This is a genomic window from Enterobacter cloacae complex sp. IR5384, from assembly GCF_049237265.1.
Classification (GTDB): domain Bacteria; phylum Pseudomonadota; class Gammaproteobacteria; order Enterobacterales; family Enterobacteriaceae; genus Enterobacter; species Enterobacter cloacae.
Window position 1 is genome coordinate 114,157 of the sequence record NZ_JBMKHJ010000011.1, and the last position, 16,316, is coordinate 130,472.

At 55.0% G+C, this 16,316-nt stretch carries 13 protein-coding genes and 1 other annotated feature (1 of these 14 running past the window's edge); of the genes, 3 read left to right on the forward strand and 10 right to left on the reverse strand.

Annotated elements, in window-relative coordinates; all coding sequences use genetic code 11:
• Window positions 1-47 precede the first annotated feature (47 nt).
• The 3 genes from nhaA to dnaK all read right to left on the reverse strand — a co-directional run bounded on the left by nhaA (window position 48) and on the right by dnaK (window position 4,543).
• Entirely contained in the window at window positions 48-1,223 is a 1,176-nt protein-coding gene (gene nhaA / locus ACOTX3_RS11730) for a Na+/H+ antiporter NhaA (protein WP_058678749.1), read from the reverse strand.
• Window positions 1,224-1,396: 173 nt separating this feature from the next.
• Window positions 1,397-2,542 (reverse strand): molecular chaperone DnaJ, encoded by a 1,146-nt coding sequence (gene dnaJ / locus ACOTX3_RS11735; RefSeq protein ID WP_058678748.1) that lies wholly within the window; start codon window positions 2,540-2,542, stop codon window positions 1,397-1,399.
• An 87-nt stretch (window positions 2,543-2,629) separates the two neighbouring features.
• Entirely contained in the window at window positions 2,630-4,543 is a 1,914-nt protein-coding gene (dnaK, locus tag ACOTX3_RS11740; protein ID WP_013095521.1) for a molecular chaperone DnaK, read from the reverse strand.
• Between the two features lie 297 nt (window positions 4,544-4,840).
• On the opposite strand from dnaK, the gene satP reads away from it, so the two are divergent.
• Window positions 4,841-5,407 (forward strand): acetate uptake transporter, encoded by a 567-nt coding sequence (gene satP / locus ACOTX3_RS11745; RefSeq protein WP_058678747.1) that lies wholly within the window; start codon window positions 4,841-4,843, stop codon window positions 5,405-5,407.
• On the opposite strand, the gene ACOTX3_RS11750 is transcribed toward satP, so the two are convergent.
• From ACOTX3_RS11750 to tal, 3 genes are all read right to left on the reverse strand, one after another.
• Window positions 5,384-6,706 carry an MFS transporter gene (locus ACOTX3_RS11750; protein WP_058678746.1) on the reverse strand — a complete coding sequence of 441 codons (1,323 nt, stop codon included), beginning with the start codon at window positions 6,704-6,706 and terminating at the stop codon, window positions 5,384-5,386. The two genes, satP and ACOTX3_RS11750, sit on opposite strands and share 24 nt — an antisense overlap.
• Window positions 6,707-6,828: 122 nt before the next feature.
• Window positions 6,829-7,416, reverse strand: a complete 588-nt coding sequence (mog, locus tag ACOTX3_RS11755; RefSeq protein ID WP_013095516.1) for a molybdopterin adenylyltransferase — start codon at window positions 7,414-7,416, stop codon at window positions 6,829-6,831.
• A 110-nt stretch (window positions 7,417-7,526) separates the two neighbouring features.
• Window positions 7,527-8,480 carry a transaldolase gene (gene tal / locus ACOTX3_RS11760; protein ID WP_013095515.1) on the reverse strand — a complete coding sequence of 318 codons (954 nt, stop codon included), beginning with the start codon at window positions 8,478-8,480 and terminating at the stop codon, window positions 7,527-7,529.
• 262 nt (window positions 8,481-8,742) lie between these two features.
• On the opposite strand from tal, the gene ACOTX3_RS11765 reads away from it, so the two are divergent.
• Together ACOTX3_RS11765 and yaaA are read left to right on the forward strand one after the other, a co-directional pair.
• The gene (locus ACOTX3_RS11765) at window positions 8,743-10,173 is read left to right on the forward strand and encodes an alanine/glycine:cation symporter family protein (RefSeq protein ID WP_058678745.1); all 1,431 of its coding nucleotides are present in this window, start codon (window positions 8,743-8,745) and stop codon (window positions 10,171-10,173) included.
• A gap of 66 nt (window positions 10,174-10,239) precedes the next feature.
• The gene (gene yaaA, locus ACOTX3_RS11770) at window positions 10,240-11,013 is read left to right on the forward strand and encodes a peroxide stress protein YaaA (protein WP_127869024.1); all 774 of its coding nucleotides are present in this window, start codon (window positions 10,240-10,242) and stop codon (window positions 11,011-11,013) included.
• Between the two features lie 34 nt (window positions 11,014-11,047).
• Here the strand turns inward: yaaA and ACOTX3_RS11775 are convergent, their stop codons facing one another.
• From ACOTX3_RS11775 to thrA, 4 genes are all read right to left on the reverse strand, one after another.
• Complete coding sequence (locus tag ACOTX3_RS11775) at window positions 11,048-11,341, reverse strand: DUF2502 domain-containing protein (protein WP_013095512.1); 294 nt, start codon at window positions 11,339-11,341, stop codon at window positions 11,048-11,050.
• Between the two features lie 243 nt (window positions 11,342-11,584).
• On the reverse strand, window positions 11,585-12,871 hold the full coding sequence (gene thrC, locus ACOTX3_RS11780; RefSeq protein ID WP_058678743.1) for a threonine synthase: 1,287 nt from the start codon (window positions 12,869-12,871) through the stop codon (window positions 11,585-11,587).
• Window positions 12,872-12,874: 3 nt separating this feature from the next.
• Window positions 12,875-13,804 (reverse strand): homoserine kinase, encoded by a 930-nt coding sequence (gene thrB / locus ACOTX3_RS11785; protein ID WP_013095510.1) that lies wholly within the window; start codon window positions 13,802-13,804, stop codon window positions 12,875-12,877.
• 1 nt (window position 13,805) lies between these two features.
• Window positions 13,806-16,268, reverse strand: a complete 2,463-nt coding sequence (gene thrA / locus ACOTX3_RS11790) for a bifunctional aspartate kinase/homoserine dehydrogenase I (RefSeq protein WP_058678742.1) — start codon at window positions 16,266-16,268, stop codon at window positions 13,806-13,808.
• Window positions 16,269-16,292: 24 nt separating this feature from the next.
• Window positions 16,293-16,316, reverse strand: a sequence feature (Thr leader region); it runs 94 nt beyond the window's last position.

Consider the following 16,316-nt stretch of genomic DNA (forward strand, 5'->3'; position numbering starts at 1 on the left):
TCTCCCTGAGTGTATCGGGAGAAGAATGACCTCCTCCCGGTTTTCCGTTATGCCTGGACGACCTGCCCGGACAACTTCACCTTCAATAAGGTATAACCAATAACTGCGGCCAGTAATGAACCGATTAGAATGGCGAGTTTTGCCCAGATAATCAGCTCAGGCGCGTTTGCACCAAACGCCAGCGTCGAGATAAAGATCGACATGGTAAATCCGATACCGCACAGCACGCCGACCGCCATAATCTGACCAAATGTTGTGCCGTTCGGCAACGATGCCAGCTTAAGCTTCAGCGCCAGCCAGCAGAACAGGCTGATCCCCAGCGGTTTACCAATAAACAGCCCGGTAATAATACCCAGCGGCAGCACGGAAGTGAGCCCCTCCAGCGTAACCCCTCCCAGAGAAACGCCCGCGTTGGCAAACGCAAACAGTGGCAGGATCATAAAGGCGACCCACGGGTGCAGCACATGCTCCAGTTGTTTGGCCGGTGATTTACCCTCCTGCGGCTTAAGCGGTACAAAGAAGCCGACGATCACCCCGGCCAGCGTGGCATGGACACCCGATTTCAGCACCGCCGTCCACAACACCATCCCCACAAGGATGTAAATTCCAATGCGACGGACATTGAAAATGTTCAACAGCGCCAGGACTGCAATCGCCCCTGCTGCCACGCTCAGCGACAGAATCGACAGATCGCTGGTGTAGAACAGCGCGATAATGACGATAGCCCCCAGGTCATCAATGATCGCCAGCGCCATCAGGAAGATTTTCAGTGCAACCGGAACCCGGCTCCCGAGCAACGCTAAAACGCCAAGCGCAAACGCGATATCCGTTGCCGCCGGGATCGCCCACCCGTCACGCGCGACAGGATCCTGCCAGGCAAACGCGAGGAAGAGCAGCGCCGGAACAACCATCCCGCCAATGGCGGCGATCACCGGAAACGCTGCGCGCTGGCGGCTGGCCAACGAGCCCATCACCAGTTCACGTTTCACCTCAAGCCCCACCAGCAGGAAGAACACCGCCATCAGCGCATCGTTGATCCACAGCAGCATGTTCTTGTTAATTTCCAGCGCGCCGACCTTAAGCTCGACGGGCGTTTCCAGAAATGCATGATAGAGATCGCGCGTCATGCCCATGTTGGCGAGCAGCATCGCGGCCGCAGCAGCAATAATCAGGATCACGCCGCCGGATGCTTCACTGCTAAAAAAACGGTGTAGTAATTTCACGTTAATTCTCTCTTTTACAACAATACCTCGATAAAACCATAATATCAGCGCAAACAAATCGGTAAAAACAGATTAATATTGAATATATACTCAGTTTAACCGAGCTTTCGAACAAGAAATAAAAAACCCGGAATCGCTTCCGGGTTTTTAAAGGATAGTTACCAGCTAACGATTTAGCGGGTCAAATCATCGAAGAATTTTTTGACGCCATCGAAGAAGCTTTTGGAGCGTGGGCTGTTTTTCTCACCCGTCGGGCCGCCAAAGCTTTCCTGCAGCTCTTTTAACAGCTGTTTCTGCTTGTCGTTCAGGCCAACCGGGGTTTCAACCACCACGCGGCACAGCAGGTCGCCCTGCGCACCACCGCGAACGGATTTCACGCCTTTACCGCGCATGCGGAACAGCTTACCGGTCTGCGTTTCGCCTGGGATTTTCAGGTTCACGCGCCCATCCAGTGTAGGCACTTCAATTTCGCCACCGAGCGCTGCCATAGCAAAGTTGATCGGGACTTCACAGTAGAGGTTGTTGCCTTCACGCTCAAAGATAGCGTGCTGTTTCACCTGCACCTGAACGTACAGATCGCCTGCTGGTGCGCCGTGCTCACCTGCTTCGCCTTCACCTGCCAGACGGATGCGGTCACCCGTATCTACGCCAGCCGGGATTTTAACGGACAGGGTTTTGGTTTTCTCAACGCGACCGTGGCCGTGGCATTTGGTGCATGGATCTTTAATCAGCGTCCCACGACCATGACAGTGCGGACACGCCTGCTGGACGGCGAAGAAGCCCTGACGCATCTGCACCTGACCGGAACCGTGACAGGTTGGACAGGTTTGTGGCTGCGTACCCGCTTTCGCACCGCTGCCATGGCAAACGTCACACTCTTCCAGCGTCGGGATACGGATCTCTTTGGTGACACCGCGAACGACCTCTTCCAGCGTCAGCTCCATGTTGTAGCGCAGATCCGCACCACGCGCTGCGCGTTGACGACCGCGGCCACCACCGAAGATATCGCCGAAAACGTCGCCAAAGATATCGCTGAAATCAGCGCCGCCGCCAAAGCCGCCGCCACCGAATCCACCGCCACCCATGCCGCCCTGTTCAAAGGCTGCGTGACCGTACTGGTCATAGGCCGCACGTTTTTGTGCATCGGTCAGGACTTCGTAGGCTTCTTTGATCTCTTTAAATTTAGCTTCAGCCTCTTTGTCACCCTGGTTGCGATCCGGGTGGAATTTCATGGCCAGGCGCTTATACGCCTTTTTGATTTCACGCTCTTCCGCAGTTTTCGGAACGCCTAAAATCTCGTAATAGTCTTGCTTTGCCATTGGTTTTTTTAAGCCCCTTAACATGCGAGCACGGGCGTGGAGAGTTCTCCTACGCCCGTGCCGATTAATTACCCTGCATCAGGGCGATTATTTTTTGTCTTTAACTTCTTCGAACTCAGCGTCGACAACGTCGTCGTCTTTCGCGTTGTTCGCTGAAGCGTCAGCGCCTGCCTGCTGCTGGGCATGCTGCTGCTGAGCGATTTCCATCAGCTTCTGAGAAGCCTGTGCCAGCTCCTGCATCTTCGCTTCGATATCCGCTTTGTCTTCGCCTTTCAGAGACGTTTCCAGCGCGCTCAGTGCAGCTTCGATAGCAGTTTTGTCTTCCGCTGGCAGTTTATCGCCTGCTTCTTCAACCTGCTTACGGGTGCTGTGCAGCAGATGGTCACCCTGGTTACGGGTCTGAACCAGTTCTTCGAACTTACGGTCAGATTCCGCGTTGGCTTCCGCTTCACGAACCATTTTCTGGATCTCTTCCTCGTTCAGACCGGAAGAGGCCTTAATGGTGATCTTCTGCTCTTTACCGCTGTTTTTGTCTTTCGCGGAAACGTGCAGAATACCGTCAGCATCGATATCGAAAGTCACTTCGATCTGCGGCATGCCGCGTGGTGCCGGGTTAATACCATCCAGGTTGAACTGACCCAGAGATTTGTTATCAGACGCACGCTTACGCTCACCCTGCAGCACATGGATGGTTACCGCAGACTGGTTATCTTCAGCGGTAGAGAACACCTGGCTGTGCTTGGTTGGGATGGTGGTGTTTTTGCTGATCAGCGCCGTCATTACGCCACCCATGGTCTCGATACCCAGAGACAGTGGGGTAACGTCCAGCAGCAGAACGTCTTTAACATCACCGGTCAACACGCCGCCCTGAACCGCAGCACCAATTGCCACTGCTTCATCCGGGTTAACGTCTTTACGTGGTTCTTTACCAAAGAATTCAGCCACTTTCTTCTGAACCATTGGCATACGGGTCTGGCCACCAACGAGGATAACGTCGTTGATATCAGACACGGACAGGCCAGCATCCTGCAGTGCAACTTTCAGTGGCTCGATAGAACGGTTCACCAGGTCTTCTACCAGGCTTTCCAGTTTCGCACGGGTCACTTTGATGTTCATGTGCTTAGGACCAGTCGCGTCTGCAGTAATGTACGGCAGGTTCACGTCGGTCTGCTGAGCGGAAGAGAGTTCGATCTTCGCTTTCTCAGCGGCTTCTTTCAGGCGCTGCATAGCCAGCGGGTCGTTACGCAGGTCAATACCCTGATCTTTCTTAAATTCGTCAACGAGATAGTTGATCAGACGGGTATCGAAGTCTTCACCACCCAGGTGCGTATCACCGTTGGTTGCCAGAACTTCGAAGGTTTTTTCGCCGTCTACTTCGTCAATTTCGATAATAGAGATATCGAAGGTACCACCACCCAGGTCGTAAACCGCGATAGTACGGTTGCCAACTTCTTTATCCAGACCGTAAGCCAGAGCAGCAGCGGTTGGTTCGTTGATGATACGTTTTACTTCCAGACCTGCGATACGGCCAGCATCTTTGGTTGCCTGACGCTGAGCATCGTTGAAGTACGCAGGAACGGTGATAACTGCTTCAGTTACCGGCTCACCCAGGTAATCTTCTGCGGTTTTCTTCATTTTTTTCAGCACTTCAGCAGAGATCTGAGGTGGTGCTGTTTTGGTGCCTTTCACATCAAGCCATGCATCGCCGTTATCTGCTGCGATGATTTTGTAAGGCATGATAGAAACGTCACGCTGAACTTCTTCGTCCTGGAAGCGGCGGCCGATCAGGCGTTTAATCGCAAACAGGGTGTTTTGCGGGTTCGTCACTGCCTGACGTTTAGCCGGCTGACCAACCAGAGTTTCACCATCCTGGGTATAGGCAATGATAGAAGGCGTGGTGCGATCGCCCTCGGCGTTCTCCAGCACACGTGCAGTAGTGCCATCCATAATCGCTACACAAGAGTTGGTAGTACCCAGGTCGATACCAATAATTTTACCCATCTAAACGTCTCCACTAAAAATTCAGTCAACATGTGGTTGTGTACCTGTAATAAGGGCAGAACGTGCTTTTTCAACTGCCCAGATTTGATTTTTTTCAGGTCCACACACTGCGGTTGCTTACAAGATGGGGTCGCAACGTCATCCATCAAGGGGGGAAGGATAAAAAAAATTTTAATTTCACCCTGACGAGATCATAGACGGCATCGTTTGCGCCCATTATGATGCCGCGCCCCTTCAGGGAGTACTGTCGCGGGTTTAACCATTTCACCATATTAATGATGATTTTTTTGAGGACTTATGGGCAACACTAAGTTGGCTAATCCGGCTCCGCTGGGCCTGATGGGTTTTGGCATGACCACTATTCTGCTGAACCTGCACAACATCGGGATGTTCCCGATGGACGGCATTATCCTGGCGATGGGCATTTTTTACGGCGGTATCGCGCAAATCTTCGCGGGCCTGCTGGAATATAAGAAAGGCAATACCTTCGGCTTAACCGCCTTTACCTCTTACGGTTCCTTCTGGCTGACCCTGGTCGCCATTCTGCTGATGCCTAAAATGGGCCTGGCAGAGGCGGCAAACGCCCATTTCCTGGGCGTTTACCTGGGCCTGTGGGGTGTCTTCACCCTGTTCATGTTCTTTGGCACCCTCAAGGGTAACCGCGCACTGCAGTTTGTCTTCCTGAGCCTGACCGTGCTGTTCGCCCTGCTGGCGATTGGTCATCTGGTGGACAACGAAGGCATCGTTCACGTTGCAGGCTGGATTGGTCTGGTTTGCGGCACAAGCGCTATCTACCTGGCAATGGGTGAAGTGCTGAACGAGCAGTTTGACCGCACCATTTTACCGATTGGTGAAAAACACTGATCCCTCTGTCGTGTCCGCCTCGCGGGCACGACATTCTCCCATCTGGCGAAGCCAAATCCCCAACACCAGCCCCATCAGCGACAACGCCAGCACATACCAGGCAGGTGCCAGCGGTGACACGCCCATCAATACCGTAACCGCAATCGGCGTCAGTCCACCGAAGATGGCATATGAAACATTGTATGAGAATGAGATCCCGGTGAAGCGGACTTCTGGCGGGAAGGCCCGAACCATCACATAAGGCACCGCCCCCACCACGCCAACGCACAGCCCTACCACGCCGTATAAAAGGAACAGCTGTTCAGGATGACTCCCGGCCAGATGGTAAAACGCCCAGCTTGAGCCCGCCAGTAACAGGCTGCCAACGATAAAGGTTACGCTGGCACCGAAACGATCCGCAGCCTGCCCGGCGACCAGGCAGCCGAAGCAGAGCATAACCGTGGCGATACTGTTCGCCTGTAAGGTCACCGCCGGGGCAAAGCCGTACTGCTTTTGCAGCCAGACCGGCGACATCAAAATCACCACCACAATGCCTGCCGAGAGCAACCAGGTAAGCAGCATCGACACCACCACCGCTTTTTTATGACGCACCACGACGGCTTTAACGGGCAACTCTTGTGCCAGCGCTTTGCGCTGCTGCATTTCGAGGAAAATCGGTGTCTCCTGGAGCCAACGGCGCAGGTACATCGCCACCAGGCCAAACGCCCCGCCCAGCAGGAACGGCAGACGCCAGCCCCAGTCGTGTACGGCCTGTTGCGTCATGCTGGTATTCACAATTGTCGCGACCACGGAACCGAGCAAAATCCCCACCGTTAGCCCCGCGGTTAAGGTTCCGCAGGCGATACCAATGCGGCGCGCCGGAACATGCTCCGCGACAAACACCCACGCCCCCGGCACTTCACCGCCGATGGCCGCCCCCTGAAGAATACGCATCAGCAGCAACAATAACGGGGCGAGAATGCCCATCGAGGCGTAGGTTGGCAGCAGACCAATGGCCAACGTCGGCACGGCCATCAGCAGGATACTGAGGGTAAACATCTTTTTGCGCCCGACAAGATCGCCAAAGTGCGCCATCACAATCCCACCAAGAGGACGCGCCAGATACCCGGCAGCAAAAATACCGAAGGTTTGCACCTGACGCAGCCATTCCGGGATATCTGCCGGGAAGAACAACTCCCCCACCACAGCGGCAAAGAAAACAAAGATGATGAAATCGTAAAACTCCAGCGCGCCGCCCAGGGCCGCGAGCGTAAGAGTTTTGTAGTCCTGTCGATTCAGAGGTCGGGTGTTATGTGACATAGCGAACCATTTAGCGTGTGTTGTGGAATTATTATTACAGCTATCGTAAAGAAAAAATTACTATACCGTAAAACTTTTAGCACACCACAGCAGCTTCAGCTAATGTCACATAATGATTATTTTCAGGAGATTGTTTCGCGGCGTGCGCTTTTAGGACGAAATGCTGCTACTACTTTGTCGTCGGTTTCGACATACGGCCCGTCCAGCAGCTGTATACAATACGGTACACTTGCAAAGATCCCATGGACGATCACGCTGCCGTCATCCGCTTTTAACCCTTCCAGCGTCTCTTTGATCGACTTAGGCTGGCCCGGCAGATTCAGGATCAGCGCCTGCTTGCGAATCACCCCCACCTGACGGGAGAGGATCGCCGTTGGAACAAAGTGCAGGCTAATCTGGCGCATCTGTTCACCGAAGCCCGGCATTTCACGGTCAGCTATAGCAAGCGTAGCATCTGGTGTCACATCACGACGTGCAGGACCGGTTCCGCCGGTGGTCAGCACCAGGTGGCAGCTCATCTCATCCACCAGCTCACACAACGTCTGCTCGATGATCGGCTGTTCGTCCGGGATCAGGCGGGTCTGGATTTCAAACGGGGTGGTCAGCGCGCTACCCAGCCACTCTTCAAGAGCAGGGATGCCTTTATCCTGATAAACACCGCTTGAGGCGCGGTCAGAAATCGACACTAAGCCGATGCGTAAGGTATTCATATCCATTCCATTCAAAAAGTACTGATTAAAGGGAATGATACACGCAGAGGGGAATTTCAGACAGAGTACGAAAGAAGTCGCGTGACCGGGAGCCCGGTCACGCAGAATGATTACAGCAGATCGCCGATCATTTTTTCCAGTTTTTCCTGGTCAATAGCAAACTTACGGATACCGTCAGCCAGTTTGTCTACCGCCATTGGATCCTGGTTGTGCTGCCACAGGAACTCGGATTCAGTGATACGCTCTGGACGCGCTTTCACTTCACCGGTGTAAGACAGTTTACGCTCGATGGTACCTTCGCTTTCAGCCAGCTCTTTCAGCAGCGCTGGTGCGATGGTCAGGCGGTCACAGCCAGCCAGTTCGATGATTTCGCCGACGTTACGGAAGCTTGCGCCCATAACAACGGTCTCATAACCGTGCTGTTTGTAGTATTCGTAGATTTCAGTCACTGAAATCACGCCTGGATCTTCAGACGCGGCGTACTCTTTCTTGTCGGTATTGGCTTTGTACCAGTCCAGAATACGACCCACGAACGGAGAAATCAGGTATACGCCCGCTTCCGCACATGCACGCGCCTGCGCGAAGGAGAACAGCAGCGTCAGGTTACAGTTGATACCGTCTTTTTCCAGCTGTTCAGCAGCGCGGATACCCTGCCAGGTAGAAGCCAGTTTGATCAGGATACGGTCATTGCTGATACCCGCATCGTTATACATTTTGATCAGACGTTTGGCTTTCGCGATAGACGCTTCGGTGTCGTAGGAGAGACGCGCATCCACTTCGGTAGAGATGCGGCCAGGAACCAGTTTAAGGATCTCCAGACCGATGTTCACTGCCAGTTTATCAGTGGCATCCACAACCTGCTGCGCGCGGTCGTTGCTCTGTGCTTTCGCCCAGGTCACAGCGTCGTCAATCAGTTTGCGATACTCAGGGATCTGCGCGGCGTTAAGGATCAGAGAAGGGTTAGTTGTGGCATCCTGCGGCTGGTACAGCTTCATTGCCGCGATATCTCCGGTGTCAGCTACGACAGTGGTGAACTGACGAAGGGAGGTCAATTTATCCGTCATGATAGTGTTTCTCTTTTAACGTGCCCTGGATAATTCACGCTACCGACAGCATGCCTGCAGCGGAAAAATGACAGGTTTACTTGTTAGGGGGATGTAACCGGTCTGCCCTGATGATAACACGACAGAGGGGTAGCGCAACCGCAGACAGTGCGCTTAGGCAATGTATGATAAACTCGGAATATTAAGAGGCAGCTACATAACAGTACGCCCAATATGTGGTAGCGCTTACATCCTTATCCTGGCATCAACATGAGGGACGTTAATGCCTGATTTCTTTTTCTTTATTAACGAAGTGCTCTGGGGTTCGATAATGATATACCTGCTTCTGGCAGCAGGTATATGGTTTACGTTACGCAGCGGTTTTATCCAGTTTCGTTATATCCGCAAATTTGGCAGAAGTCTGAAAAACAGCGTCACGCCACAACCCGGTGGATTAACCTCGTTCCAGGCGCTGTGCACCAGCCTTGCGGCACGGCTTGGCAGCGGTAACCTGGCGGGGGTCGCGCTGGCTATCAGCGCCGGTGGGCCGGGGGCGGTTTTCTGGATGTGGGTGACGGCAATTATCGGCATGGCAACGTCCTTTGCCGAATGCTCTCTCGCCCAGCTCTACAAAGAAAAAGATCATCATGGCCAGTTTCGCGGTGGCCCTGCCTGGTACATGGCGCGCGGCTTAGGGATGCGCTGGATGGGCGTGCTGTTCTCGCTTTTCTTACTCGTCGCCTATGGCCTGATTTTCAACACCGTCCAGGCAAATTCTGTCGCCCATGCCCTGCGCTATGCCTTCGCCTGTCCGGAATGGCTCACCGGCGCGGGGTTAGCCCTCTGCATACTACTGACCATCTCTACCGGTCTTAAGGGTACAGCCCGCCTGATGCAGTGGCTGGTTCCCATTATGGCCTTGCTCTGGGTTGCGGCCAGTCTGCTTGTCGCTGCGTTGCATATCGACCAGGTGCCGGATGTGATTGCGACCATTTTCAGCAGCGCCTTTGGCTGGCGTGAAGCGGCTTCGGGTGCGCTGGGCTATACCTTTAGCCAGGCGCTGATGGCGGGTTTTCAACGCGGTATGTTCTCTAACGAAGCCGGAATGGGGTCTACCCCCAATGCCGCGGCGGCGGCCGCTTCCTGGCCCCCTCACCCGGCCGCGCAAGGCATTGTGCAGATGATTGGGGTCTTCACGGACACGATTATTATCTGCTCCTCCAGCGCCATGATCTTACTGCTGGCAGGCCCAATCTCTCACTCAACGGAAGCCGCCGGGATACAGCTTCTTCAGCAGGCGCTGGTGAACCTTACCGGTGGCTGGGGAGCGGGATTTGTTTCGCTCATTCTGCTGTTGTTCGCCTTCAGCTCAATGGTCGTCAATTACCTTTACGCCGAGAACAACCTCATTTTCCTGAAGCTCAACTCTCGCCCCATGCTCAACCTGTTGCGCCTGGGCATGTTGCTGATGGTCATCGTGGGTTCTCTGCTCAGCATGCCGGTGGTCTGGCAACTGGCGGACGTGATTATGGCGCTGATGGCGATCACCAACCTGACGGCGATTTTGCTGCTCTCGCCCGTAGTCACCCTCATCGCCCGGGACTACCTTCGCCAGCGCAAGCTGGGGGTTCCGCCGGTGTTTGACGCCTCGCGCTATCCCGAAATCAAATCGCAGATTGCGCCCGGCACGTGGGATGATTTGCCGCGGCAATAACAGCTATCGATCAATTCAGGGCGATTTTTTGCTAAAGTCGCCTTAAATTTCCTGCAAGGACTGGATATGCTGATTCTGATTTCACCTGCAAAAACGCTCGACTACCAGAGCCCGCTCGCGACCAAGCGTTATACCCAGCCCGAACTGCTGGACTACTCGCAACAGCTGATTCATGAGGCGCGTAAGCTCTCCGCGCCGCAAATCGCCTCGCTGATGAGCATCAGTGATAAGCTCGCCGATCTCAACGCGACCCGCTTCCATGAGTGGCATCCTGACTTTACTCCTGCGAATGCGCGCCAGGCGCTTCTGGCCTTCAAGGGCGATGTCTATACCGGCCTGCAGGCAGAAGAGTTCAGCGAAGCCGATGTCGATTTTGCCCAGCAGCATCTGCGTATGCTTTCAGGCCTGTACGGCGTGCTGCGCCCGCTGGATCTGATGCAGCCCTATCGTCTGGAAATGGGCATCCGCCTGGAAAACACCAAAGGCAAAGATCTGTACCATTTCTGGGGCGACATTATCACCGATAAGCTGAACGCAGCCCTGCACGCGCAGGGGGATAACGTGGTGATTAACCTCGCCTCCGATGAATACTTCAAATCGGTGAAGCCGAAGAAGCTCAATGCGGAAATTATTAAACCGGTCTTCCTTGATGAGAAAAACGGCAAGTTTAAAGTCATCAGCTTCTATGCCAAAAAAGCGCGTGGCCTGATGAGCCGCTACATCATACAAAACCGCCTGACGAAGCCAGAGCAGCTCACCGGATTCAACAGCGAGGGGTATTTCTTTGACGAGGAAGCGTCAGGGAAAGGGGAACTGGTGTTTAAGCGCCACGAACAGTAAAAAAAAACAACCCCGCCTGCTGGCGGGGTTTGTATTAGTGATGCTTCCAGTCCGGGCCTGGTCGGTGATCGTCGTGGCGGTGGTCATGACGATCGTCACGATCGCGATGCTCATCATGTGGACGCCAGTGGTTATCGCGCCATTCATAATGCGCCTTCCACCAGTCATGGTCGCGCCAGCGGCCGCCGTCCCAGTAATGGCCGTTATTATCCCGATCGCCAATCTGCAGTTTGACCGCCGGAACCAGGGTGATTTCGGATGCCTGTACCGCCATGGGAGCGACCAGCATCAGTGAAAGTGCAATCAGCGCAGGTTTCAGTTTAGACATCGGTGACTCCTTATGATTCTTGCCCGACGTGGGCCGATGTAAGGAGATTACGTGAGGGGAACCGGAGATGTTATTCTCTGCAATCCTAAACGCTAAGTGACCGCATTTATTGGGAATTTCTGCTTTTTCCCTGCTATTTTTCTCCTTATTTTCTTCACAAAAAAGCCGGGTGATGCTTCGCTTACCCGGCCTACGATTGAGATTGTTGCAGGCCCGGTAAGCGCAGCGCCACCGGGCAAAAAATCACGCTCGGGTCATCATCAGCTTACGCAGCGCGGCAAAATCCGCTGGCAGCTCATGAGAGAGCAGCGGCAGGTCAGCGCGATCCGCCAGCTCTTTCGGCAGCGGCAGCGTTTCACCCAGAATCTCTTCCACGCTCTCTTTGAATTTTGCCGGATGCGCCGTCCCCAGGAACAGGCCATACTCGCCATGATTCAGCTGGTCGCGCAGCGCACGGTAAGCAATCGCCGCATGCGGTTCAGAGGTATACCCCACCGCTTTCAGCTCACGCATAGTGCTTTTGGTGGTTTCATCGGTGACCGCCGCATAGCCCAGATCGCCCAGACGCCACACTTTACGGCGGAACAGCTCTTCCACGCGCGGCCAGTTGTTTGGCTGTGACACATCCATCGCGTTAGAGAGCGTCGCCTGGGTCGCGTTCGGCGCCCATTTACCGTCTTTCAGGAAGCGTGGCACGGTGTCGTTGGCGTTGGTCGCCGCGATAAAGCGTTTCACCGGCAGCCCGAGGGATTTCGCCAGCAGGCCTGCGGTCAGGTCGCCAAAGTTTCCGCTCGGTACCGAAACCACCAGCTGATTACGCGCCTCTTGCGGCAGTTGGGCAACCGCTTCGAAGTAGTAGCAAATCTGCGCCAGCAGGCGGCTGATGTTAATGGAGTTAGCAGAGTTGAGCCCCAGCGCGGCTTTCAGCTCTTCATCATCGAAGGCCTGTTTCACCAGTGCCTGACAGGCATCGAAGTCGCCATCTACCGCCACGGTTTCAATGTTACCGCCGAGGGTGCAGAACAGTTTTTCCTGGAGCGGGCTGATCTTGCCTTTCGGATAGAGGATCACCACGCGGACGTTCTTCAGACCGTAAAAAGCATGCGCCACGGCGGCACCGGTATCCCCGGAGGTGGCGGTCAGAATGGTGACCGGCTTGTCGCCGCTGATGTGGGTAAGCATCTGCGCCATAAAGCGGCCGCCGAAGTCTTTAAACGCCAGCGTTGGGCCGTGGAACAGCTCCAGACAGCCCACATCCGGCTCAACCTGCTGAACCGGTGCCGGGAAGGCGAACGCCGCACGTACGCGCTCTTCCAGCAACTCCTGCGGGATTTCGTCGCCGATAAACGCAGACAAAATTTTTGTGCTGCGAGTGACAAAGTCCTGCTTCAGCAGCTCATCAATGTCGGTCAGCTGGAATTCAGGGAGATCGTGAGGGAAGAACAGCCCCTGATTTTTGCCCAGTCCCTGAGTCACCGCCTGCGCGAAGCTGACCTGCTCGTTATGATCTTTCAGATTGTAGAGTTTCATTCGTTATCCCAGTACTCGTGCGCCAGCCGTGTCCAGACGGCAAATATGAACAAAGCCTTCCTGATTTTGCAGGTAGTGTTTAGAGAGCCAGTCCGCCACGCGCTGCGCGGTGTCTGGCTTATCGCACAGGGCGAACAGCGTCGGGCCGGAGCCGGAGATGCCGCACGCCTGCGCGCCAATATCAAGCGATGCCTGTCGCGCCTCATTAAAGCCAGGCAGCAACTTCGTACGATACGGTTCGGCAATCACATCTTTCATCAATTTCGCCGCCAGCTGTGGCTGACGGGTATAACAGGCGTGAATAAAGCCTGCCAGATGACGCCCGTGGGCGATGCAGTCCTGACGGCGATACTGCGCAGGCAGGATCGCCCGCGCTTCCGCGGTAGACACTTTGATACCCGGGTAGGCCAGCACCCACAGCCACTCATCAAACCCTGGCACCTGCTGGCTGATGATGCCATTTTCTTCGATCATCAACTGCATACCGCCGAGGAAACACGGCGCGACGTTATCGTAGTGGATACTGCCAGAGATGCGGCCTTCCAGCTCACCCATTAACCCCAACAGACGGCTATTGTTCAGGGGTTTGCCGCAGTGCTCATTCATCGCCACCAGCGCGGCCACAACAGAGCAGGCACTTGATCCCAGGCCAGAGCCAATCGGCATACTTTTTTCCAGCGTCATGGCGACCGGCACGTTTTTCCCGATCTCCTGACAGAAACGCTCCCAGCACTGATAGACGATATTCTCGCGCGGTTCGGACGGCAGCTTGCTGGCAAAACGTCCCACGTTATTCAGGCTGAAACTTTCTGCCGCTTCCACCGTGACCGTATCGCCCAATAGTGAACCGTCCACCGGCGTCACCGCCGCACCCAGCACATCAAACCCGACGCTCATATTGGCGCTGGAAGCCGGGGCATAAACTTTGACCATGTTAAACTCCTAACTTCCATGACAGGGTACGCAGCAGATCGGCAAACACACCCGCCGCCGTAACATCGTTCCCTGCGCCATAGCCGCGAAGCACCAGCGGCAATGGCTGATAATAGTGGCTGTAAAACGCCAGGGCGTTTTCGCCGTTTTTGACTTTGTACAGCGGATCGTTGCCATCGACTTCGGCAATCTTCACCCGGCACACGCCATCTTCTTCAATGTTGCCAACATAGCGCAATACCTTACCTTCATCACGGGCTTTCGCCACGCGTGCGGCAAAAGCGTCATCCAGCTGCGGTAAATTATCCATAAAGGCGCTGACGTCACCGCTGCTGTCAAATTCAGCCGGCAGCACGGGTTCTATCACGATATCGGAAAGCTCCAGTTCACGGCCCGTTTCGCGCGCCAGAATAAGCAGTTTGCGCGCCACGTCCATACCGGAGAGATCGTCACGCGGATCCGGCTCGGTGTAGCCCAGTTCACGCGCGGCGCGGGTTGCTTCTGAGAGGCTCATCCCTTCATCCAGCTTACCGAAAATAAAGGACAGCGAGCCGGAGAGAATGCCGGAGAAACGTTGCAGTTCATCGCCCGCGTTCAGCAGGTTCTGCAGGTTTTCGATAACCGGCAGGCCCGCCCCCACGTTAGTGTCGTACAGGAACTTGCGACGCGATTTGCTCGCCGCCAGACGCAGCTGGTGATAGTAATCCATCGACGAGGTGTTGGCCTTTTTGTTCGGCGTGACCACATGGAAGCCTTCACGCAGGAAGTCCGCGTACTGATCGGCAACCGCCTGGTTCGACGTACAATCGACAATCACCGGGTTCAGCAGGTGATACTCTTTCACCAGACGGATCAGACGCCCAAGGTTGAACGGCTCTTTTGCCTCGTTCAACTCGGCCTGCCAGTTTTCCAGGTTCAGCCCGTGAACGTTGGTCAGCAGCGCTTTTGAGTTGGCGATCCCGCAGACGCGCAGATCGATATGCTTCTTCTTCAACCACTCCTGCTGACGCTTCACCTGCTCCAGCAGCGCACCGCCAACGCCGCCCACGCCAATCAGGAACAGCTCAATCACCTGATCGGTGTTGAACAGCATCTGATGAACCACGCGTACGCCGGTAGTCGCGTCATCGTTATCAACCACCACCGAAATAGAACGCTCGGATGAGCCCTGGGCAATGGCCACGATATTAATATTGGCGCGCGCCAGCGCGGCAAAGAACTTGGCGGAGATACCGCGCAGCGTGCGCATACCGTCGCCAACCACGGAGATAACCGCAAGACGTTCCTGAATGGATAATGGCTCCAGCAGCTCTTCTTTCAGCTCCAGATAGAACTCTTCTTCCAGCGCACGACGGGCGCGCAGACAGTCACCCTGCGGCACGCAGAAGCTAATGCTGTATTCCGATGAGGACTGGGTGATCAGCACCACAGAGATCCCATTGCGTGACATTGCGGCAAACACGCGCGCCGCCATGCCAACCATCCCTTTCATACCAGGCCCGGAGACGCTGAACATTGCCATGTTGTTGAGGTTGGAGATGCCTTTCACCGGCAGGCCATCTTCGTCTGTGCTGGCGCCAATCAGCGTGCCAGGCGCTTGCGGGTTACCGGTATTTTTAATCAGGCAAGGGATCTGGAACTGGGCAATGGGGGAGATGGTACGAGGGTGAAGCACTTTCGCGCCGAAGTAGGAAAGCTCCATCGCCTCCTGGTAAGACATCGACTTCAGCAGCCTGGCGTCCGGTACCTGGCGCGGGTCGCAGGTGTATACGCCGTCAACGTCAGTCCAGATCTCGCAACAGTCCGCGCGTAAACAGGCGGCCAGCACAGCAGCAGAGTAATCAGAGCCGTTACGGCCCAGCACCACCAGTTCACCCTTTTCATTGCCGGCGGTGAAGCCCGCCATCAGGATCATATGGTCAGAAGGAATTTTGCTCGCAGCGATGCGGCGGGTTGATTCAGCAATATCAACGGTGGATTCGAGGTAGTGGCCCACCGCCAGCAGTTTTTCAACCGGATCAATCACCGTGACGTGATGCCCGCGCGCCTCCAGCAGGCCCGCCATGATGGCGATAGAGAGTTTCTCACCGCGGCAAATTAACGCCGCGTTGATGCTGTCCGGGCACTGACCCAGCAGGCTGATACCGTGCAGCACATGTTTAATCTGGGCAAATTCTTGTTCTACGAAGGCTTTCAGCTGTACGAGCGGGAAACCTGGCTGTGCCTCCGCCAGCCCCTGAAGCAGCTCGGCGAAGATACGCTCGGCATCGCAAATGTTCGGAAGTGCATCCTGACCGCCAATGGTCTTTTCAATCATCGCCACCAGGTGGTTAGTGATTTTTGCCGGCGCAGAGAGAACGGTCGCGACCTGTCCCTGCCTGGCGTTGCTCTCCAGGATATCGGCAACACGCAGAAAGCGTTCTGCATTTGCCACTGATGTACCGCCGAACTTCAACACTCGCATGGTTCTACCTCGTTTCCTTTAGCCGAAAAAAAAGCCCGCACTGTTCAG

Coding starts and splice junctions, on each gene's coding strand:
- dnaJ (WP_058678748.1), bottom strand. CDS start 2,542: ATGGCAAAGCAAGACTATTACGAGATTTTAGGCGTTCCGAAAACTGCG.
- dnaK (WP_013095521.1), bottom strand. CDS start 4,543: ATGGGTAAAATTATTGGTATCGACCTGGGTACTACCAACTCTTGTGTA.
- satP (WP_058678747.1), top strand. CDS start 4,841: ATGGGCAACACTAAGTTGGCTAATCCGGCTCCGCTGGGCCTGATGGGT.
- ACOTX3_RS11750 (WP_058678746.1), bottom strand. CDS start 6,706: ATGTCACATAACACCCGACCTCTGAATCGACAGGACTACAAAACTCTT.
- mog (WP_013095516.1), bottom strand. CDS start 7,416: ATGAATACCTTACGCATCGGCTTAGTGTCGATTTCTGACCGCGCCTCA.
- tal (WP_013095515.1), bottom strand. CDS start 8,480: ATGACGGATAAATTGACCTCCCTTCGTCAGTTCACCACTGTCGTAGCT.
- ACOTX3_RS11765 (WP_058678745.1), top strand. CDS start 8,743: ATGCCTGATTTCTTTTTCTTTATTAACGAAGTGCTCTGGGGTTCGATA.
- yaaA (WP_127869024.1), top strand. CDS start 10,240: ATGCTGATTCTGATTTCACCTGCAAAAACGCTCGACTACCAGAGCCCG.
- ACOTX3_RS11775 (WP_013095512.1), bottom strand. CDS start 11,341: ATGTCTAAACTGAAACCTGCGCTGATTGCACTTTCACTGATGCTGGTC.
- thrC (WP_058678743.1), bottom strand. CDS start 12,871: ATGAAACTCTACAATCTGAAAGATCATAACGAGCAGGTCAGCTTCGCG.
- thrB (WP_013095510.1), bottom strand. CDS start 13,804: ATGGTCAAAGTTTATGCCCCGGCTTCCAGCGCCAATATGAGCGTCGGG.
- thrA (WP_058678742.1), bottom strand. CDS start 16,268: ATGCGAGTGTTGAAGTTCGGCGGTACATCAGTGGCAAATGCAGAACGC.